Source organism: Hymenobacter metallicola, from assembly GCF_004745645.1.
Lineage (GTDB): Bacteria > Bacteroidota > Bacteroidia > Cytophagales > Hymenobacteraceae > Hymenobacter > Hymenobacter metallicola.
In genome coordinates this window covers 758,822-779,644 of record NZ_SRMB01000002.1, presented here as the reverse complement: position 1 = coordinate 779,644, position 20,823 = coordinate 758,822, and the positions used below count along the sequence as shown (strand labels likewise).

At 61.1% G+C, this 20,823-nt stretch carries 14 protein-coding genes and 1 tRNA gene; 7 read left to right on the top strand and 8 right to left on the bottom strand.

The window, feature by feature from the left end; genetic code table 11:
* Positions 1–68: 68 nt before the first annotated feature.
* On the bottom strand, positions 69–380 hold the full coding sequence (locus E5K02_RS14050; protein ID WP_167856401.1) for a hypothetical protein: 312 nt from the start codon (positions 378–380) through the stop codon (positions 69–71).
* A 315-nt stretch (positions 381–695) separates the two neighbouring features.
* Here E5K02_RS14050 and E5K02_RS14045 point away from each other — a divergent pair, with 315 nt between their 5' ends.
* The 3 genes from E5K02_RS14045 (at position 696) to E5K02_RS14035 (ending at position 6,524) form a co-directional block, all read left to right on the top strand.
* The gene (locus E5K02_RS14045; protein ID WP_135395519.1) at positions 696–1,784 is read left to right on the top strand and encodes an efflux RND transporter periplasmic adaptor subunit; all 1,089 of its coding nucleotides are present in this window, start codon (positions 696–698) and stop codon (positions 1,782–1,784) included.
* A 119-nt stretch (positions 1,785–1,903) separates the two neighbouring features.
* Positions 1,904–5,092, top strand: coding sequence for an efflux RND transporter permease subunit (locus E5K02_RS14040; protein WP_135395517.1), 3,189 nt, complete (start codon positions 1,904–1,906; stop codon positions 5,090–5,092).
* Positions 5,085–6,524, top strand: a complete 1,440-nt coding sequence (locus E5K02_RS14035; protein WP_135395515.1) for an efflux transporter outer membrane subunit — start codon at positions 5,085–5,087, stop codon at positions 6,522–6,524. Before E5K02_RS14040 ends, E5K02_RS14035 begins: the two co-directional genes overlap by 8 nt.
* 93 nt (positions 6,525–6,617) lie before the next feature.
* Here E5K02_RS14035 and E5K02_RS14030 read toward each other — a convergent pair whose 3' ends face one another.
* Positions 6,618–11,111 (bottom strand): DUF7619 domain-containing protein, encoded by a 4,494-nt coding sequence (locus E5K02_RS14030; protein WP_135395513.1) that lies wholly within the window; start codon positions 11,109–11,111, stop codon positions 6,618–6,620.
* 390 nt (positions 11,112–11,501) lie between these two features.
* Between E5K02_RS14030 and E5K02_RS14025 the strand changes: the two genes are divergently transcribed.
* Entirely contained in the window at positions 11,502–13,547 is a 2,046-nt protein-coding gene (locus E5K02_RS14025; RefSeq protein WP_135395511.1) for a HelD family protein, read from the top strand.
* Between the two features lie 54 nt (positions 13,548–13,601).
* On the opposite strand, the gene E5K02_RS14020 is transcribed toward E5K02_RS14025, so the two are convergent.
* From E5K02_RS14020 to pheS, 6 genes are all read right to left on the bottom strand, one after another.
* Complete coding sequence (locus tag E5K02_RS14020; protein WP_135395509.1) at positions 13,602–14,633, bottom strand: DUF1259 domain-containing protein; 1,032 nt, start codon at positions 14,631–14,633, stop codon at positions 13,602–13,604.
* Between the two features lie 40 nt (positions 14,634–14,673).
* Positions 14,674–16,011, bottom strand: a complete 1,338-nt coding sequence (gene chrA, locus E5K02_RS14015; RefSeq protein ID WP_135395507.1) for a chromate efflux transporter — start codon at positions 16,009–16,011, stop codon at positions 14,674–14,676.
* Between the two features lie 102 nt (positions 16,012–16,113).
* Entirely contained in the window at positions 16,114–16,959 is an 846-nt protein-coding gene (locus E5K02_RS14010; protein WP_135395505.1) for a chromate resistance protein ChrB domain-containing protein, read from the bottom strand.
* Positions 16,960–17,090: 131 nt separating this feature from the next.
* Positions 17,091–17,167, bottom strand: a tRNA-Asn gene (locus E5K02_RS14005).
* Positions 17,168–17,263: 96 nt separating this feature from the next.
* Positions 17,264–17,701, bottom strand: a complete 438-nt coding sequence (locus E5K02_RS14000; RefSeq protein ID WP_135395503.1) for a Rieske (2Fe-2S) protein — start codon at positions 17,699–17,701, stop codon at positions 17,264–17,266.
* A 159-nt stretch (positions 17,702–17,860) separates the two neighbouring features.
* Positions 17,861–18,904: a phenylalanine--tRNA ligase subunit alpha gene (gene pheS, locus E5K02_RS13995; protein ID WP_135395501.1), complete on the bottom strand. Its 1,044-nt coding sequence runs from the start codon at positions 18,902–18,904 to the stop codon at positions 17,861–17,863.
* A gap of 216 nt (positions 18,905–19,120) precedes the next feature.
* Here pheS and E5K02_RS13990 point away from each other — a divergent pair, with 216 nt between their 5' ends.
* From E5K02_RS13990 to E5K02_RS13980, 3 genes are all read left to right on the top strand, one after another.
* On the top strand, positions 19,121–19,654 hold the full coding sequence (locus tag E5K02_RS13990) for a hypothetical protein (RefSeq protein WP_135395499.1): 534 nt from the start codon (positions 19,121–19,123) through the stop codon (positions 19,652–19,654).
* An 80-nt stretch (positions 19,655–19,734) separates the two neighbouring features.
* Positions 19,735–20,073 carry a hypothetical protein gene (locus E5K02_RS13985; protein ID WP_135395497.1) on the top strand — a complete coding sequence of 113 codons (339 nt, stop codon included), beginning with the start codon at positions 19,735–19,737 and terminating at the stop codon, positions 20,071–20,073.
* 165 nt (positions 20,074–20,238) lie between these two features.
* Entirely contained in the window at positions 20,239–20,775 is a 537-nt protein-coding gene (locus tag E5K02_RS13980; RefSeq protein ID WP_135395496.1) for a hypothetical protein, read from the top strand.
* Positions 20,776–20,823: the final 48 nt, after the last annotated feature.

The following is a 20,823-nucleotide window of genomic DNA, read 5'->3' as shown; positions in this document are numbered from 1 at the left end:
ACCGGGCGGTAGGCCCGGGCACGGGAGTGCCAGCGCAACGCTAGCCGCTCACCAAGGGGGCGCCGGCCTTAAACTTGAAAAGCAGGGGGGCCGCGCAGGGCCGCGCCGTCGAGCAGGTGCGAGGCCCGGCATACGGGCGCCTGGGGCCGGTACTCGGCGTAGGTCAGCACGCGCCCGGGCGCGGGCAGGCTAACTGGCCCAGCCGGCTGAAAGGGCGCATTGTAGAGCTGCTCGACGTGGCAGTGCTGGTGCTGGGCTGATAGCACGGCTTTGGTACGGCCGGTCACCGCGAGTGACTTCACGGGCCGGTCATCGGTGTGCTGGTGCACGTGCAGGCGCAGGACGGCCGCCTCGGGAGTCAGCACCCGAAGCAGCAGCAATAACAGCCACCACGCTACAATTTTACGCCCTGTATGCACTCGGCCTTACCAGTTGATGGAAAGCAAATGTAGGTAGTTTTTTTCCAGATGCATCATTGATGCATCTGGAAAAAACGCTGCACCTGGGCCGGGTACTCGCTATATAGGGTAGCGGGCCTACCCACCAGGGTAAGCCCTGAGGCCGCTAACCGCCCTGGGCCGCGGTCTACATTGTTTGTGGTGCTTCCTCTATTCCTTCATTCAGCCTTAATGTAACGCGGGTTGCTTTGCCCTCTCAATCACACGGCATCCGCTAGAATCACCATTCAGGTTCTTATGAAAAGAACAATCATGCTCATGGCTCTGGGCCTAGGCTTCTTGTGCAGCACGACCAGCTGCTCGAAGAAAGAAGAGGAAAAGGAAGAAAAGGTCAAGTTTCTGGTCACCAGTCCGCTGCAAAAGGACACGACCATCACCAAGGACTACGTCGCCCAGATTCACTCCATCCAGCACATCGAGCTGCGGGCCCTGGAGAAGGGCTACCTGCAGAAGATTTTTGTCGATGAAGGCCAGCAGGTGAAGCAAGGCCAGGTCATGTTTCAGATCATGCCCCTGCTCTACCAGGCCGAGCTGAAAAAAGCCGAGGCCGAAGCCAAATTCGTGAGCATCGAGTACCAGAATACCAAGAAGCTGGCCGACGGCAATGTGGTGTCGCCCAACGAGCTGGCCCTCTCGCAGGCCAAGCTGGAAAAGGCCCGGGCCGAAGTGGCCCTGGCCCAGACGCACCTGGGCTTTACCACCATCAAGGCCCCGTTCAGCGGCATCATGGACCATTTTCAGGCCCGGCTCGGCAGCCTGGTCGATGAAGGAGATTTGCTCACGACCTTGTCGGACAACAGCAAGATGTGGGTGTACTACAACGTACCCGAAGCCGAGTACCTGGCCTACAAAGCCCACGTGCAGGCCGACGCCAAGCCTCAGGTAAAGCTGCGCATGGCCGACAACGAGGTGTTCGAGTATCCCGGCGTGGTGCAAACCATCGAGGCCGACTTCAACAACGAAACCGGCAACATTGCCTTCCGGGCCACTTTCCCCAACCCCAAAGGCCTGCTGCGCAACGGCGAAACCGGCTCGGTGCTCATGACGGTGCCCCTGAAAAACGCCCTGATTGTGCCCCAGAAAGCCACCTTCGAGGTGCTCGAAAAGAAGTTCATGTACGTCGTCGACGGCAAGAACCGGGTGCATCAGCGCGAAGTGACGGTGGCCTCCGAAATGCCCGACCTCTACATCATCTCCGCGGGCCTGAAAGCGGACGACAAAATCCTGCTCGAAGGCATCCGCAAAGTGAAAGACGGCGACAAAATCAGCTTCGAGTACCAGGAGCCCAAGTCGGTCATTGCCCACTTGAAAGTGTATTCTGAATAGCATTAACGGCCTAGGCAAGTCCGATGGAGAGACGCGTATTCGCGTCTTCCGTCGGGCCGGCCGGTAAACAACATCAGCACGCAGCAGACGCGAATACGCGTCTCTACAGCCCCTAGATCATGTTTAGTAGATTCCTTCGCCGACCCGTGTTTGCCATCGTCATATCGGTGGTCATCCTGTTCCTGGGCATGCTGGCTATCAAGACCTTGCCCACGTCCCAATTCCCGGAGATTTCGCCGCCCATGGTGATGGTGAGCACAGCGTATCCCGGGGCCAGCGCCAAGGTGCTGACCGAATCGGTGCTCATTCCGCTGGAGCAGGCCATCAACGGCGTGCCCGGCATGAAGTACATGACCTCCGACGCCGTATCGGCCGGGGAAGCCAACATCCAGATTGTCTTCAACCTGGGCACCGACCCCGAGCAGGCCGTCGTGAACGTCAATACCCGTATTGCGCAGATCCTGAACCGCCTGCCGGTGCTGGTGCAGCGTGAGGGCGTGGTGGTCAACCGCGTGGTGCCGAACATGCTGATGTACGTGAACCTCTACAGCAAAGACAAGAATACCGACATGCGGTACCTCTTCAACTTTGCCGGGGTCAACATGCTGCCCGAAATCCAGCGCATCGACGGTATCGGGCGGGCCAGCATCCTGGGCAGCCGCCAGTACGCCATGCGCGTGTGGCTCAAGCCCGACCGGATGCGGGCCTACAACCTGTCGGTGGATGACGTAATGGAAGCCCTCAACGACCAGAGCGTCATTGGCTCGCCGGGCCGCATCGGCCGCTCGGACGGCAAGGAGGCCTCGGCCTTGGAATACGTGCTGACCTACAAGGGCCGCTTCAACGACGTGGAGGAGTACAAGAACGTCATCATCAAGGCCAACGCCAACGGCGAAACCCTGCGCCTCAAGGACGTGGCCAACGTGGAGCTGGGCTCGGAGTTCTACGACATCTACTCCAACCTCGACGGCTACCCCTCGGCGGCCATCATGCTGAAGCAAACCTACGGCTCCAACGCCTCCGACGTCATCAAGAGCGTGAAAGCCAAGCTGCAGGAGCTCAAGAAAACCATGCCCCCCGGCATGGACTACAAGATCAGCTACGACGTGTCGAACTTTCTCGACGCCTCCACCGAAAACGTGATTCACACCCTGCGCGACGCCTTTATTCTGGTGGCCATTGTGGTGTTCCTCTTCCTGGGCGACTGGCGCTCCACGCTCATCCCGATTATTGCCGTGCCCGTGTCGCTCGTGGGCGCCTTCATTGCCATGCAGGCTTTCGGGATGACCATCAACATGATTACCCTCTTCGCCCTGGTGCTGGCCATCGGTATCGTCGTCGACGACGCCATTGTGGTGGTGGAGGCCGTGCACGCCAAGATGGAGGAAAAGCACCTCTCGCCCTACGGGGCGGTGCGCGAAGTAGTGGGCGAAATCAGCGGGGCCATCATTGCCATTACCATCCTGATGACGGCCGTATTCGTGCCGGTGGCCTTTATGAGCGGCCCGGTGGGGATTTTCTACCGGCAGTTCTCCATCACCATGGCCTCCAGTATCGTCATTTCGGGCATCGTGGCCCTGACGCTGACGCCGGTGCTCTGCGCCATGATTCTGAAGAACACCCACGGCCAGCCCCGCAAGAAGACGCCCATCAACCGCTTCATCGACTGGTTTAACCGCGGCTTTGAGCGCCTGACGGGCCGCTACACCAACATCCTGGAAAAAGTCGTCGACCGGCGCGTGTTCACCTTCGCCATTCTGATTGCCTTCGGGCTGGGCATCTTCGGTATCTCCTCGACGCTGCCCTCGGGCTTCATCCCGGCCGAAGACCAGGGCATGCTCTACGCCATCATCCAGACCCCGCCCGGCTCGACGCTGGAACGCACCAACGCCTTGTCGCAGCAGCTTTCCAAGCTGGCCGAGAAAGTGCCGGGCATTGAAAGCGTGTCAAGTTTGGCCGGCTACGAGGTGCTGACCGAAGGCCGGGGCTCCAACGCCGGTACCCTGCTCATCAGCCTCAAGCCCTGGGAAGAGCGCAAGGAATCCGTGCACGACATTGTGGAGAGCCTGGAGAAGAAAGCCAAGGAAATTCCCGGCGCTACCATCGAGTTCTTCGAGCCACCGGCAGTACCGGGCTACGGCGCGGCGGGGGGCTTCCAGTTGCAGCTGCTCGACAAAACCTCCACCGGCGACTATAAGGCGCTGGAAAAGGTGAACGAAGACTTCATGGCCGAGCTCAAGAAGCGCAAGGAGCTGGCTGGCCTGTTTACCTTCTTCTCGGCCAACTACCCGCAGTACGAGTTGCAGATCGACAACCAGCTGGCCATGCAGAAGGGCGTGAGCATCGGCAACGCCATGAACACGCTCAGCATCATGGTGGGCTCGACCTACGAGCTGGGCTTTATCAAGTATCAGCGCTTTTTCAAGGTGTTCGTGCAGGCCTCGCCCGAGTACCGCCGCCTGCCCAAGGACATCCTAGACATGTGGGTCAAGAACGACAAGGGCGAGATGGTGCCGTTTTCGGCCTTCATGAAAATCGTGAAGGGCCAGGGCGCCAACGAAATCAACCGCTACAACATGTACCCCACGGCCTCCATCCGCGGCGACGCGGCTCCCGGCTACAGCTCGGGTGAGGCCATCAAGGCCGTGCAGGAAGTAGCCCAGAAAACCCTGCCCCGCGGCTACGACATCGACTGGGGCGGGCTGTCGAAAGACGAGGTGAGCCGGGGCAACGAGGCCATCTACATTTTCCTCATCGTGCTCGGCTTCGTGTACCTGGTGCTGGCCGCCCAGTACGAAAGCTTCCTGCTGCCGCTGGCCGTTATTCTGTCCTTGCCGGCCGGTATTTTCGGCTCCTTCCTGCTGATCAAAACCCTGGGGCTGGCCAACAACATCTACGCCCAGGTGGGCCTGGTCATGCTGGTGGGCCTCTTGGGCAAAAACGCGGTGCTTATCGTGGAATTCGCGGTGCAGAAGCACGAGGAGGGCATGTCGGTGCGGGCCGCGGCCATTGAAGGCGCCAAGGTCCGCTTCCGTCCGATTCTGATGACCTCGTTTGCCTTCATTGCCGGCCTGATTCCGCTGGTGCTGGCCCACGGCGCGGGCGCCATCGGCAACCGCACCATCGGCACCTCGGCCCTGGGCGGCATGCTGTTCGGGACCATTTTCGGGGTCATCATCGTGCCGGGCCTGTACTACATTTTCGGCACCCTGGCCGCCGGCCGCAAGCTCATCGGGGATGAAAACGAGCACCCTTTGTCGGAGTTCGAGCCCCACGTTTTAGTTGAAGAAGTTGAGACTCATGCTTAAAAGACGCATTTATCAAAGCCTGAGCGCCGCCGTCCTGGCCCTGACGGTAGGAGCCTGCAAAGCGCCCCAGCTGGTACAGAAACAAGAAAGCCGCACGGTACCGGCCAGTTACGCCGGCAGCCCCCAGGATTCAGCCGCTACTGCCGGCAATATCCAGTGGAAGGAGTTCTTCACCGACCCCCACCTGGTAGCCCTGATTGATACGGCCCTGCTGCGCAACCAGGAGCTGAATATCACCCAGCAGGAAATCGAGCTGGCCCGCCAGGAAGTGCGCGCCCGCAAAGGCGAGTACCTGCCCACGGTAGGGCTTGGGGCCGCCGCCGGGGTGGAAAAAGCCGCCCGCTATACCCTGCCCGGGGCCACCGAGGAAAACGTGGACATCAAGCCCGAGCGCCGCACCCCCGACCCGCTGACCGACTTTCAGGCGGGCGCCTACGCCAGCTGGGAAGTCGACATCTGGCACAAGCTGCGCAACGCTAAAAAGGCGGCGGCCTCGCGCTACCTGGCCTCGGTAGAAGGCCGAAATTTCACGGTGACCAACCTCATTGCCGAAATTGCCAACTCCTACTACGAGCTGCTGGCCCTCGACAATCAGCTGGCCATTGTGCAGCAAAACATCGACATCCAGACCAATGCGCTAAAGGCCGTGCGCCTGCAAAAAGAGGCGGCCCGGGTAACTGAGCTGGCCGTGCGGCGCTTCGAGGCCCAGGTCCACAACACTCAAAGCCTGCAGTACGGTATTCAGCAGCGCATCATTGAAACTGAAAACCGGCTCAACTTCCTGGTAGGCCGCTACCCGCAGCCGGTAGCGCGCAATGCGGCTTCCTTCACCGAACTGGTACCCCTGGCCGTTCGGGCCGGGGTGCCGGCCCAGCTCCTGCACAACCGGCCCGACATCCGGCAGGCCGAGCAAAACCTGGTGGCCGCCAAGCTCGATGTGCAGGTGGCGCGTACCAACTTCTACCCCTCGTTGCGCATTACCGGCGCGGTGGGTACGGCGGCTTTCCAGCCGGGCTTGCTGGCCACCTGGCCTGAGTCCATGCTGTTGTCGCTGGCCGGGGATGTAGCGGCTCCGCTGATCAACAAAAACGGCATAAAAGCCTTGTACTACAGCGCCAATGCCCGCCAGACCCAGGCGGTGTATAACTATGAGCGCACGGTGCTGAACGCTTATGTGGAGGTGGCCAACCAAGTTGCCAGTATCCGCAACCTGGAGAAAAGCTACGGGGAGAAAGCCCAGGCCGTGCAGGCCCTGAACGAGTCGAACACGATTTCCAACAACCTCTTCCGCTCGGCGCGGGCCGACTACACCGAGGTGCTTTTCACCCAGCGCGACGCCCTGGAATCGAAATTCGACCTGATCGAAACCAAGATGCAGCAGCTCAATGCCTCGGTGAATGTGTACCGGGCCCTCGGCGGGGGCTGGAACTAAACAGCCCTGATCCTAAAAAGCCCGCGGCAGTAGCTGAGCCCACGCTATGGTGTGGACCCGGCTATTGCCGCGGGCTTTTGTACTGGAGGTCTTTTATAACAAGGTGACGCGCTTCACGACCCGGCCAGCTGGCGTCTCAATCACCACTATGTAGAGGCCGGCCCGGCAGTGGGTCAGGGGCAGGGTTAGCTCATCGGCAGCAGCCGACGATACCAGCGACGTGGCAACCAAGCTGCCGATAGTGTCATAGATGCGCACCTGCTGAACGACAAAGTCGGCCTGGCGCCAGCTAATGGTCACCTGGTCGGGGGTGGGGTTAGGATAAACCGTAACCGCCTCGTGTAGCGGTAAGGTACTCATCGTAAACGCCTCGCCCGACTGCCCCCGGCCCCCGGCCCCGGCCGCAGTCAGGATTCCGGAACTAGCCCCGCGGGGCACTACCACTTCCGCGCTGGTGGCCGTAGTCCGGACAATGCGGGTGGCTAGTCCGCCGAGCAGGATGGTGTCGTTCAGGCCTTCTTCCCGGAAGTTACGCCCAGTCAGGATGACCGTAGTACCCACGGTTCCGTGCGTGGGGCTGAAGCTGGTTATAACCGGGGCCGGAATAACATGCAGGCTCGTGGTAGTAGTGGCCAGCCCGCCGGGCGTTTGCACCTGAATAGGCCCGGTTTGGGCGCCCGTCGGCACTTTCACCACCAAGCGCGTGGCCGAAGCTTGCAGCACCTGCCCGGCCTGGTTGCCCCCGAACATAACCACGTTGCGCGTCCCCGAATCGGCGAAGTTGGTTCCCGTCAGGGCTACAGTAGCCCCGGTGCGGGCCCGGCCCGGGGTGGTAGTGCTAAGGGTGGGCGCGTACCAGACCATGAAGGGCTGCGGGCTTTCGGCCTGCCCGCCCAACGTCCGGATTCGGATCTTACCCAGCGTAGCCCCCGCCGGTACTTCTACCTGCAAGCCGCCGGCAGTGACCTGGAGCACCCGCGCCGGAACCCCGTTGAAGGTAACGGTATCCTGCGCCGCCACGGCCGAGAAGTGCGCCCCGGTCAAGGTTACGATGGCGCCGGGTTGGCCCTCGCCCGGGCTGACGCTGGTGAGCGTGGGGGGCTGAAACACGGTGAAGTCGGTGCTGCGCGTTCCGCCGTCAGACGTGGTCAGGGTAAGCGCGCCGGTCGTGGCACCCGCTGGCACCCGCACCGTAAGCGTCGTGCTGGTCGCACTCAGGACGGGTGCCGCCACGCCGTTGAATAGTACGCGGTTTGTAGCGGGCGTTGGCGAAAACTTGCGGCCCGTGAGCGTAACCACGGTGCCAAAGCGGCCCTGGGCCGGCGCCATAGCCGTAACGACGGGTGAGGCCAATACATCCGGGTACGTAAGGGCTACGGCCGGCACCACGCTCCGCGGCATGTCGTAGATGCGGTTGGTGGTGGTGTCGGTCCGGACGGGTTCGTTGTAATCGAAGAAAATATCGGCGAAGTTGTCGATGCGGGTCCGGGCGGGCAGGCCAGCCTTAGGCTTGATGCTGAACTGCACAAAGCCATTGCTGCCCGCCAGATTGCTGGCGCTATCGGGCAGCATGATGTTGTCGAAGGTAAACGTGAGCACCGGGCGCTGCCGGCCACTTACGGTCAGGCGGTAGGGGTGCGACACGGCTCCCACCTGCAGGGTGCTCAGATCCAGGTTGGCGGCTAGCGTATCTACCACGGCCACCCGGTAGGCGACGTCGTTGCCCGTATTCTGAAACCGGATCTGATACCGAAGCACCTCGTTGGTAGGAGTGTAGTGCTGGGCCGTGAGCCCCTTCGGCACCACCTGCTTATCGTTCGGGTCGTACGAGTCGAGGATTGGCTGGCAATCTTCCGCTGCCGTGGGCTGCTGGTCGCCTGCCGACAGGGCCAGCATGGCCGCGCTGGGTAGGCTCGAGGTCCGCAAGGCAGCCAGCTCGACGGTAGCACTGGCAAGCGGCCCGTACGGGTGGTTGGTGGGTTGGTCTACTTCTACCCGCACCACGGGCCCGGTGGCCGTCCAGCGCAGCACCAGGCTGTCGGCCGCAGCCAGGGAGATGTTGCGCATCAGGGCCAATTGCGCGTCCTGATAAATGCGCAGGCCCAGGCTGTCGGTGGTGGCGGCGCTGCCCCGATTGGTGATGGCAAAGCGGACTTGGCTGCTGCCGACCACGGCGCCCGAAACGGCCAGGGAAGCCCGGTTCCAGCCCGCCGGCGCCGGGTAGGCATTGCCGGGCCGAATCCAGGCGCGGGTGCACACGGTCAGGCCCCGGATGGCGGGGTTGCCACACGTTACCGAATCCTGAATGGTGATGGTGCCGCGCTGGCCGGGCTGCAGGGCCCCAACCTGAAATACGTAGTGGCCGGCCGCATCCAGGGTGTGCGGCACATTGGCTTTCACAAAAACGACTTCCGGCGGCAATGCCACCGTCACGGTGGCGTTGGGGGCCGCCGCAAAGCCGGTGTTGGCGTAGCTTACGGCCGTGGTGTTGCGGAAGCAGCGCCGCCGCCGATCCGAAGCCACGTTCACCGTCAGATACGGGGCCGTGCTTACCTGATTCCCAAAGTTTACCCCGCTCACGGCATTGCCGTAGGAACTGAAGACAACGGCCGACGGGCCGGCGCAAACTTGCTGCACCACCCGGCCCGGCTGCGGCGGTGGCAGCAGCTGCTGCACGGTATACGCCCCCGTGTCGACGGCCACCGTGTAGTTGCCGTTTTCATCGGTCAGGCCGTACGAGCCGCCGGGCTCGGCTACCACCACCATGTTGGGCAGGGCCGGCTCGTTGGCTTGCTGCACACAGTCGCTGTTCAGGTCCTGGAATATTCTGCCGCTCACCAGGTTTTCGGGTGGGCGGGTCGTGGGCACGTACAGCCGCAGCACGTCGTGCCCCCAGGTGGCCGAGGTGAGGCGGGTACCCGTTTGATTAACGGTTATCAGGGCGGGGCTGCTTCCCACGACCAGCTTCACCTGCCGGGTGCTGTTGCCCTCAAACATGGTGATGTAGTTGTTTTTGCCAACGCTGGCGTACACGTTGCCCGCCCCATCTACGGCCAGGCCCGCGTCGCCGGGCGACAACGAAGCGGAGCCTTGGAAGGAGGGCGGAAATGTCGAGAGAAACTCGCGCAGCACCTGACCACTGGGGCTGAATTTCTGCACCCGGCTGCCGGCCCCGTCCGATACGTAGATGTTGCCGCGGTAATCCAGCACTACCCCGCGGGGCGCATAAAACTGCCCGGGGCCGGGCCCGCTGCCACTGCCGCCCGCCCCAATCATCTGCAGCAGCCGCCCCTGGGCATCGTACTTGCGCACCGCGCTGTAATAATCGAGCACAAACAAATTGCCGCCCGCGTCGACGGCCAGGTCGGTGGGCCAGTAGCCGTTGGGGTTGGTCTGCGGATTGGGCAGCGAGACTTTGCTGATAAAACGGCCCTGTGGGTCAAACTTCTGCACGCGGGGCGGAAAGCTCTGGCCTTCCAGACTAAATATGTTGCCAAACAGGTCGATGGCAAAGCTGGTGAGCGCGCCGAATTGGCCATCGGCCTGTCCAGGCCCGCCTATCGTGGCTATCTGCTCGCCGGCGGGGTTCAGCTTGACGATGCGCGCCAGGTTTTGGTCGAGGTAGTAGATATTGCCCGCCTCGTCTTGGCGCATGCGGTTGCCAAATACCCGCTCGTTGCCCCACTTGTTGAGCAAAGCGCCACCTGGGCTCAGCTTGCGGATGGAGCTCACGCTTTGGTCCCGGTCAAAAGAATCAATAGCGTATACGTTGCCGTCTTTGTCCAGGGCCAGGGCCGCGTGCGTGCCGCCAAAGGAGCCGCCGCTTGCTCCGAAACTTCCCAAATGCACGCCCTGGGCATTGTAGCGCTGAATTGCACTCATCCGTGAGCTAACCACGTAAAGCGTATTGGCCGCGTCGATTCCGAGCCCTATCGTTTGGCCAAAAGCCGCCGACCCCGCGAAGCTTAGGGATAGGGTGCCGAGCAGCTGTCCCGCGGGGCTGAGCTTGACAGCTGTCGAGTTTTTGTTGAGCACATACACGCTGCCGTCGGGCGCGAGCTTCACGTCCGAGGGCTGCACCAGGGCTTGGGTGCCGCTGGGGGCATACACCCACTGCACCTGCCCGCTGGCGCTAAGCTTTTGCAGGCGGTTGTTGCCCGTGTCGGCCACGTAGATATTGCCGGCCGCATCGACAGCTACTCCTTCGGGCTGCTGCAACTGCCCCGGTGCCGCGCCCACGCCGCCGATTTGCGTGAGTGAGTCACCGGCCGGGCTGTACTTGCGCACAAAGGACTGGGCCCGGTTTACGACAAAAATGTTGTTCTGCCCATCCAGGGCCAGGGCCCGGTAATCGGGGGTGCGCGTGGCCGAACGCAGAGGAATAGTTTGCAGGTAGCGGCCCCCGGCATCAAGCTTTATGAGGCCGGCGCGGTCCAGTACGTACAAGGAGCCGGTTGAGCTGACCTTGATGTCTTGCGGGAAGTCGACGGGCGTGCCGATGATCCGGTCGAGCCGAAAGTTGCGCAGCTGAGCCGAAGCCGAAGTAAAGGTTGCCAGCAAACAGGATAGCAGTAAAAGTTTCCTCATATATAAGGGAGTAAGAAGCGGATAGGAGTTGCGCCCTCGGGCCGCGCCGAGGGTAATTGGCGGCCCGACGCGGGCCCTAATAACCGTATGGTTGACCTGCTGACAAAGGTAGGCGAACAGCGGTATCAACCATTGTTTTAGGCGAGCTTAATCGTTAGTGCCCAGTGGCCTGGCCGGGGCGCGCGGACCCGCCGCCCAACCAGCTCTGACCTCGGTAACTGCTGCTCCGGCCGGGGGCTGCTCAGGTCAAAGCAGCCAGTGCCCAGCGAGGGGTAGGGCGGCAAACTTATGCGGGTAGGGTTGGGTGCACGCAAGAAAGCGGGTACCCAAGCTTCTACAGCTCATAATTTGGTGTCACCTTTGAGGTTCAGTCAACAAGAGCCGCACGTGATGAACGCCACCGAACAAGAAGAAAAGGCCTATCTGGAGGAAATCAAGGAGAAGCTGGCCTTCGCCGTCAAGCGGATCGATGATGCCGTAAAGCAGTTCTCCAACGAGCTGCGCCAGAAAAAAGAGTACATCCATGAGCACCAGTCCGGCATGGACGACGCCGACATGGTAGCCGCGGGCCAATCCATTAACCGGATGGCTTTCACGGGCGAAGCAGCCGTGGCCCGGAAACGCAAGCTGATTAAGCTAAGTCAGTCGCCTTACTTCGGCCGTATCGATTTCACCACGCCCAGCCAGGTGACGACGCCGGTATACATTGGAGTGCATTCTTTCTCCGATGAGCAGCAGCGCCAAAATCTTATCTACGACTGGCGCGCCCCTATTTCCTCCATGTTCTACGATTTCGAGCTCGGGGAAGCGTCCTACGCCACTCCTTCCGGCACAATCCAGGGGACCATCGGGCTGAAACGGCAGTACAAAATCCGGGACGGCCGGCTGGAGTTCATGCTCGAAAACGACGTGAACATTCACGACGACGTGCTGCAGCGCGAGCTGGCCAAGTCGTCCGACGACAAGATGAAAAACATTGTCGCCACCATTCAGCGCGACCAGAATGCGGTAATCCGCAACGAGGACGCCATTGTGATGGTCATTCAGGGAGTGGCGGGCTCGGGCAAAACCTCCATTGCCCTGCACCGCATTGCCTTCCTGCTCTACCGCTACCGCGAAACCATTGCGGCCAAAGACATTCTGATTATTTCGCCCAATAAGGTCTTTGCCGACTATATCTCGAACGTCTTGCCCGAGCTGGGGGAAGAGCATATTCCCGAGATGGGCATGGAAGAGCTGGCCGCCGACCTGCTCGACAACCGCTACACCTTCCAGACCTTTTTCGACCAGGTATCGGCGCTGCTCGAGCAGCACGACCCTGCCTTTATCGAGCGTATTCGGTTCAAGTCATCGTTTGAGTTCCTCAGCAAGCTGAACCAATATCTGATTCATATCGAGAACAACTACTTCTCCTTGAGTGAGCTACGGGTTGGTAGAACGGTGGTTTCCGGCGTCTTTCTGCAGCAGAAGTTCAAGGCCTACCACCGGGTGCCCCTGCTCCAACGCTTTGCGCTGGTGGCCAACGACGTGCGGGCCTACGTGCGCGACGCCGTGGGGCGGAAGCTGACCGGGCAGGAGAAAGCCACCATCGGGGAGGGAATTCCGCGCATGTTCAAGTTCAACAATGTGCTGGACTTTTACCGGGACTTTTACCGCTGGCTTGGCAAGCCCGAACTCTTCAAGATAGACCAGCGCCTGAAGCTGGAATACGCGGATGTCTTTGCCCTGATCTACCTGCGCATCCGGCTGGAAGGGCTTACGGCCTACGACCAGATCAAGCACCTGCTGGTCGACGAAATGCAGGACTACACGCCCGTGCAGTATGCGGTCCTGTCGCGCCTGTTTCGGTGTCGGAAAACCATTTTGGGCGATGTAAGCCAGACGGTGAATCCGTACAGCGCTTCCTCGGCCGAAACCATCGAACGGGTTTTCCCGCAAGCCGACATCGTGAAGCTCTACCGGAGCTACCGCTCGACCCTGGAAATCACGACCTTCGCCCAGCGCATCACCCCCAATCCCGACATCCTGCCGCTGGAGCGCCACGGGCAGCCACCCGTACTAACGTCCTGCACCAGTCAGGCGGAAGAGCTAGCGACGATTCAGCAACTGGTTACGGCCTTTGCAAGCTCGGGCAGCCACTCTTTGGGCATTATTTGCAAAACTCTACGGCAGGCAACCCAGGTGTATGAGGCTTTGCAAGGAGCCGGAGTTCATTTGCTTACGGCCGATTCCACTTCGTTCAAGGAAGGTGTCATCGTCACCACCGCGCATCTGGCCAAAGGATTGGAATTCGATGCCGTTATTGTGCCCTTTGTCTCCGCCCGCAACTACAAGACGGAAGTAGACCGGAGCATGCTCTACGTGGCCTGTACCCGGGCTATGCACCAACTCACCCTCACGTATTCGGGTCCTGTCACCGCCTTCCTGGCCTCCTAGCTACCTGCTGCCGATTTCTAACAGGTCGTTTCGCGCCTCGGCACCGTGCGGGTATTAGTGCTTCATGCCGGGCATGCCGGGCGCGGCTTTGCCTAGTTGGTCGAGGGCGGCCCGAAAGCCGGCCGCTAGCTGCAACGCCGGCCCCCGGCCGTAATAGTGCAGAAACAGCATGCGGGGCTGGTCGAAAAGCATGTGGTTGTGTACGGCCACTACTTCCAGGTTGTGGGCGCGCAAGGTCCTGATAACCGGGTTGACTTCGTGCTCCAGCATGGCAATGTCACCGGCAATGTGGGCATCGGCCTGCCGGCCCGCAAACGAAGCCCAGGAGTTCAGGCCGATGGCCGCCGTCATTTCCGTATGCATCATGACCACCTGCAGGTCGGCGCGGCCTACGGTGTACTTGTAGGTGGGGCCGTTGGCGGTGCCCGAGTAGCCCACCAGCTTGTCGAGGGCGGCAACGTCGAACAACTCCTTGCCCGTAGGAGCTGAGCCGGCGGCTGGGGTGGCCGTGTTGCCAGCTTGTCCCGCCGCTGCCGGAGGGCTGGGGGGCTGGTTGGCGGGCAGCAGCTTGGAGTCTTTCAGGGCGGCGGCAAACTTGCGGGCCAGCTCGGCCGGGCTGCCCATGCCGTGGATGTGCATGTAGAAGATCCGCGGTTCTTCGTAGAAGAAATGGTTGTGCACGGCGCCCACCTCCAGCCCCTGCGCCAGGGCCGCCGACATCAGCGGGTTCACCTCTTCCTGCAGCAGCACCGTGTCGCTCATCAGCATGGCCGACTTCCCATCCAGCGTGTGTTTGATGGCCACCCACCCGCCAAAGCCAAACGGAATCGGAACCGGCTCGCCGTTGATGCGCATCTTCAGGTCGTTGCGGGGCAGGGCGGTGCTGTGGGTAGCCTGAGCCTCTACGTAGGTGCCCTTCTTGCCCAAAGCGGATTCGATGCTGGCTATTTCGGCGGCACTAAGCGGCGGGGTTGGGCCTTTGCGCAGGGCCGGGGTGGCGGGGGCAGCGGCGGGGGCCAGCCAGGAAGCGGCGCCGAGCAGCGCCGTAGCCCGGACGGCTTCACGCCGGGAAAGAAGGTGGCTCATGGGAGGAATTTGGGCGGGAAGGAACGGGGCAATATACAAGTTAGAGCGCCGCCTGCGCCAGGTAATACAGCAGGCCAGCCGCCGCGCTGATGCCAATCCACAGAATCATATTCAGCTTGAAGCGGTAGAGGGCGGCCAGCGACACCAGCACCCATACCAGGCTGGGCCAGTGCACCCCGGCGAGGTGAGGCGTGCCGGCGGGCAGCAGAACACTACCGCCCAGGTACACGGCCAGATTCAGCACCACACCGACCACTGCCGCCGTGATAATGCTCAGCACGGCCTTCAGGTGCAGGTTGTGTTGGGTACGCTCAATGAGCGGCGCCCCCACGAGGATAAACAGAAAGCAAGGCAGAAAGGTGTAGTACGTAGTGGTAAGCAGCCCAAGGCTACCCAATGCCAGGGAGGCGCCAAAATGCGTGTAGCCCCCCATGAAACCCACAAAGGCCAGCACCATAATCAGCGGGCCGGGCGTGGTTTCGCCCAGGGCCAGGCCGTCGAGCATCTGCCCCTGCGTGAGCCAGTGGAGCTTTTCTACGCTCACCTGGGCCACGTAGGGCAGCACAGCATAGGCTCCGCCGAAGGTAACCAGCGCCGCTTGGGTGAAAAAGAGCGTGAGCGTGCGCCAGAACGGGAAATCCGAGGTGGTGAAGGCCAGCACGGCCAAAGGTAGGCCCCAGAGGGCCAGCGCGGTGCCCAGCTGCCCCAGCAGGCGGGGCCAGGAAAAGCCGGTGCCCGGTATCACGGAGTGAGTGGTCAGGAAGTACCCTGCTTCCGCCTGGGCGGCCCGGGCCTGCGCGGCACCTGCGTGGGTGCGAACCGGAAAAAAGCGCTGAGCCAGCAGCGCCACGACGGCCGCCCCGATGATGAGCAACGGAAACGGCACATTAAACCAGAAGATGCCCACGAAACTGGCGGCGGCTACGGCGTAGTGCAGCAGGCTCAGCAAGGACTTCTGCCCAATCTTGACCATGGCCAGCAGGATAATAGCTACCACGGCGGGCTTCAGACCCATAAACACGCCTTGCAGCGCCGGCAACGTGCCCACCGTGACGTAGAGCAGGCTCAAGGCCAGCAGGATAAACACCGAGGGCAGCACGAACAGAATGCCGGCCGCCAGTCCGCCCCGGGTGCCGTGCAGCAGCCAGCCAATGTAGGTGGCCAGCTGCTGGGCTTCGGGGCCGGGCAGCAGCATGCAGTAGTTCAGGGCGTGCAGAAACTTGGCATCCGAAATCCAGCGTTTTTCATCCACCAGTACCTGGTGCATAATGGCAATCTGCCCGGCCGGACCGCCGAAGCTTATAAAGCCCAGCTTCAGCCAGAAGCGCAACGCCTCGGCAAAGGTGGGCTTGGAAACGGGAGTGAGCACCTGGTTCATATGCAGCGGAATGGGCAGGAGTGAAAACTGCCCGCTCCCTGGCGCAATGATACGTCTGCCCCATAGGAGAAAATAGAACGGAATTTTCCCTTGGTAGAATCTTTACCTCTTAGCTTGTTTTTTCCGGTGGGCAGCCGGGGCCTCCCCCGTGTGCTGCTTGAAGATGCGGGTGAAGTGGCTTTGGTCGGAGAAGCCGGTCAGGTAGGCTATTTCGGCCAGCGAATAACGGGTGGTGTCGAGCAGGTGCAGGGCCTTGTCGATGCGCAGCTTGCGGATGTACTCGCCAAAAGAGAGGTTATCAAAGTAGCGGGCAAACTCGCGGGAGAGGTAGGTGGGGTTGACTTGCAAGGCACTGGCCACGTCGGTCAGGCGCAGGTTCAGGTTGGTGTCCACATGGTCCTGGATCAGCTCGCGCAGCTGCCCGGCCCAGGCGGGTGGAGTGCTGCCCCGCTCTTTGCTGCGCTGCACGTAGGCTGCGTAGGCCTGCACGAGCAGCTGCTCCTCGGGCTGCTGGGTATGGGCTTGGCCTTGCAGATGCTGTGCCCAGGTATACAGCGCGTCGTAGAGAATGAGTCCTTGCTGCAGCAGTTGCTGGTCGTCGCGGATATTGTAAGCCAATCCTGCCGAAATAGCCCAGAGGCCGGCGGCCTGCTGGGCCAGGGCGTGGTGGTCGGTGTCGGCCCCGCGCACAATGGGGGCCAGTGCCTGCAGTGCCGGGTCGGCGAGCTGGTACTTGCGCAGAAAGTAATCGAAGGTACACTCCGCACCATAGTGCGTAAACTCTACACCCGGCACGTCGAAAGGAGTAGCCCCCGTGCGAGTTGCCGTCGGGATTACCTGCTCGGCGGGCACGTACAGGATTTCCGCCGCCGGGTCGATAAACCGCAAGATTAGCCACGGGCACGCCAGGCGGTCAATTTTCGGACACTCTCGGGTAATCCACTGCATGGCTTGGGAGAAAGAGGGGCTTTGAAGACCAGTATCCGGGCAGCAAGGTATCCGCTTTGCCCCATAGTTGGCACCAGCCACAAAGAGAAAGCCCGGTAACAGACTGGGTTAAAGTCTACTACCGGGCTTCGTGGCGCTCCCTCCTGGGCTCGAACCAGGGACCCTCTGATTAACAGTCAGATGCTCTAACCGGCTGAGCTAAGGAAGCGGTTATGGCGACGTTTATCTGTCGTTGCGGGTGCAATATTAGCAGGTCGATTCAGTTCCTGCAAGCATTGCCGTAAAAATAATTGCAAATAATTTTCTAGTTTGTGATTGTCAGTACGTTGCCAGAAAGCGACGTGGGGTAGCGGCGCAGGGGTAAGTTGGCCGGCCCACCCTGTACCTGGCCTTGGAAGTTGAATTGCGACTTGCAGCAAGGATCAACTAGCTGCACAAACGGGGAAATCTTAACCCGGGCGCAGGTATCGGCCGAATTATAGGTGCAGGTGCGCTCGAAGGCCAAGTAGGTGCTGGCGTTCTGACGAACTACAATCAGTCCGCGTACGCCGCCTTTGTGGTACACGGCCCCATTGTCGAAGCGCAACGCGCTATTCTGCTGGTCGGTCAGGTAGAGTACCTCGCTGAAGGCCGTCAAGGGAATCTGGGGCTGCGCCTCGGAAGTGCCCTCGCAGCTGGTGAGCAGGCCCAGGCACGCGGCCCCCAAAGCAGCCGTAAAACTCCGAAAGCTAAACCATGTCATATGCAAAGTGTCTTAAATAAGGTAGCCAACGTGCGTCCCCGGGTTCTAGTACGTAGTCGGGCAGGCTTCTAGCAGCAGGCAGAAGCCGCCTTGCAACGATACAGCGCGGGCTTCTCGTTCCAAGGCGGCTTCGGGCTTGCCGGTACTTTCCTTATTCTATTACTGCACGCCTTCAAACTGGCGCAGGAAGCGCATATCGTTTTCCGTGAACAGGCGCAGGTCTTTAATCTGGTACTTCAGCATCGTGATGCGCTCAATGCCCATGCCCCAGGCGTAGCCCGAGTACCGCTCCGGGTCGATGCCGGACTGCTGAAGCACGTTGGGGTCGACCATGCCGCAGCCCCCAATTTCAACCCAGCCGCTTTGCTTGCAGATGTTGCAGCCGGTGCCTTTGCAGATCAGACAGGTAATGTCGATTTCGGCGCTGGGCTCGGTGAAGGGGAAAAAGGACGGGCGGAAGCGGATCTGGATATCCTGGCCAAACATTTCCTGCACGAAGTAATACACCGTCTGCTTCAGATCGGCAAAACTGACGCCTTCGTCAATGAAAATGCCTTCCACCTGGTGAAACATCATGTGGGCCCGGGCCGAAATAGCCTCGTTACGGTATACCCGGCCCGGCATGATGCTGCGAATCGGGGGCTGCTGACTTTCCATCACGCGCACTTGCACGGTGCTGGTGTGGGTGCGCAGCAGGGCATCGTGGGTAGGGTCGGCGGGGTTGCGGGTCACGAAGAACGTGTCCTGCATGTCGCGGGCCGGGTGGTTTTCCGGGAAGTTCAGGGCCGTGAAGTTGTGCCAGTCGTCTTCTATTTCGGGCCCTTCGGCTACGTTGAAGCCGATGCGGGAGAAGATACGCACCATCTCTTCCCGCACCAGACTCAGCGGGTGGCGTGTGCCCAGGGCGTTAGGCACCACGGGCAGTGTGTAATCGAACGTCGGGTCGGCCGGAGCATTGTTGGCCGCCGCTTCCAGCTCCTGCTGGCGCTGGGTGAATTTGTCCAGGGCTAGCTGCTTAAGCTGGTTGAGCTCCTGGCCCACGGCCCGGCGCTGCTCCTGGGGCACGGTTTTGAGAAGGTCAAACAAATCGGCCAGTTGCCCTTTGCGCCCGGTGAAGGCAATGCGGAACTGCTCGAGCTGGTCGGGGGCAGCAAGGTCGTAAGCTTCGATTTCGGCGCGGAGGCGGTTGATTTGGTCCTGCATAGTGCTGCAAAGGTACGCTTCCGCCGCAAAATCCGCCCGCAAATCCGGGGAGGAATCCGGGGCGCACACCAGGCCGGAAAAAGTTGGTATGATTGCTGCAAAACCCCTCTTATAAGCGGCAAAGAAGGCTGAACGCGGGGCGCCACCCGTTCGAGTTAGATGCCGACGGCCCCAGGCCGAATTTATTTTCATCCTCCTTTCAGTCTTCCCTTCGTTATGAACCGTTTCCTGACTTCGGCTTTCTTCCTGTTTGTAGTAGGCACTGCCTCGGCGCAGGCCCAAACCCGCAATACTTCCGCCGCTCCGGCCGCCGAGTGGGCCGAGCCCGTGCTGGACCCCTGGACGATGAACATTCCTACGGCCGCCGAAAAAGCCGAAGCCGCTACCACTACTACGGATGAGGCCGCCGGCTACAACACGGGTTGGAGTAGCGCCCCCGGCATTAGCCTGAGCCTGCACGACAAGCCCAGCACCGACTGGTGGGGACGGCCGATCAAGAAAAAGGCGAAGAACAACCTCACTACGGCTCCCGTTGCCCAAGTCGCCACGGCCGACGAAGCCAGCGACGACCCGATGATGCACTCTTCCGGCGTGATGATTGCGCCCGGCATGAACACGGCGCCTTACCGCGGCACCAGCACCGATTACTGGGGCCGGCCCGTCCGCAAAGCCAAGCGTCAGGATGCCAAAGTAGCCGCCAAGATTGCCAAGTCTTCAACCGTAGCTACCACGGCCGTATCGGGCGAATAATTCAGGTGCCGGTTCGCCGAAAGTTCGGGGGTACCGTATTAGCAACCAGGAGTGTATGTTTCACTTTTTCCTGGTTTCTGATGCGGTACCCTCGACTCTTTTTCTGCTTATTGAGCTTCATTGTGCTGGCGCCGACGTTGGTGGCCCAGGCCCAAACCAAACGCGCCAGCGGCTACCACAAAAAGGCTTCGGCCAGCCGCTCCCGGGCCGTAGCCCGCGTCTCCAACTCGCGCCGCTATACCGACGAGGATCGGCAGCGCCTGGCACCCGGTATGCGCATCAACATGCCCACCCCGCCCAGCACCGATTACATGGGCCGCCCCATCAAGAAAAAGGCCCCTAAGCCCGCCTCTACCAACTCAACCATTTCGGCGGCCAAAGAAGCTCCGGCCCCGGCCCCGGCGCGCAAGCGGCGCTAAGAATAAATATGGCTCCCGGCCCCATACTTAAGGATGGAGTAGATATTTTTGTGCTTTCAGGCACAAATTTTACTGTTTCTGCGTAGTGGGGGAGAGAAAATCTTCTACTACCACTCTTTTTTAGCTATGCTACGTCCCGTTTTTTCGTGCCTTTTGTTGGCTGCCGTGTTGAGCACCTCAAACGCACTAGCCCAGCAGAGTAAGGCCAAGGCAGCTGCCAAGCCTGCCGCCGCTCCGGTAGCAGTCGAGCCGGCTCCTGCCGCTCCCGAAACCGCACCTGCCGCCAGCAGTGGGTTTGCTGCTCCCGCCGCCGGTGTTGAGTCCAACCCCCAGTCCAACGGCTTTGCCATTGCCCCGGGCTTCACGGCTGCTCCTTCCCACCGCGTGCGGATGGACTACCGGGGCCGCCCCCTAGCTCCCTACATCAAGCGTAATGTGAGCACCAACACTTCCACGACGGCTCCGGCTCCCATGGTGGAGGCTACGCCTGTAGCTGCCCCGGCTGCCCCCGCCGTAACGACTACCGAAGTAGCCGCTCCGGTGGCTGCTCCGGCAACCAAATCGGCCTCGGCTTCTGCCACTAAGAAAGTAAGCAGCGCTGGTGCTACGGCAGCACCTGCTGCTAAGAAGGCCGCTCCTGCCAAAAAAGCACCGGCTAAGAAGGCTGATGATGGTTGGGGTTCTTCCGGCAGTGGCTGGTAAGCCGTTCATGCAACCCATATAAGAAAAAGGCCACCCGGAATTCCGGGT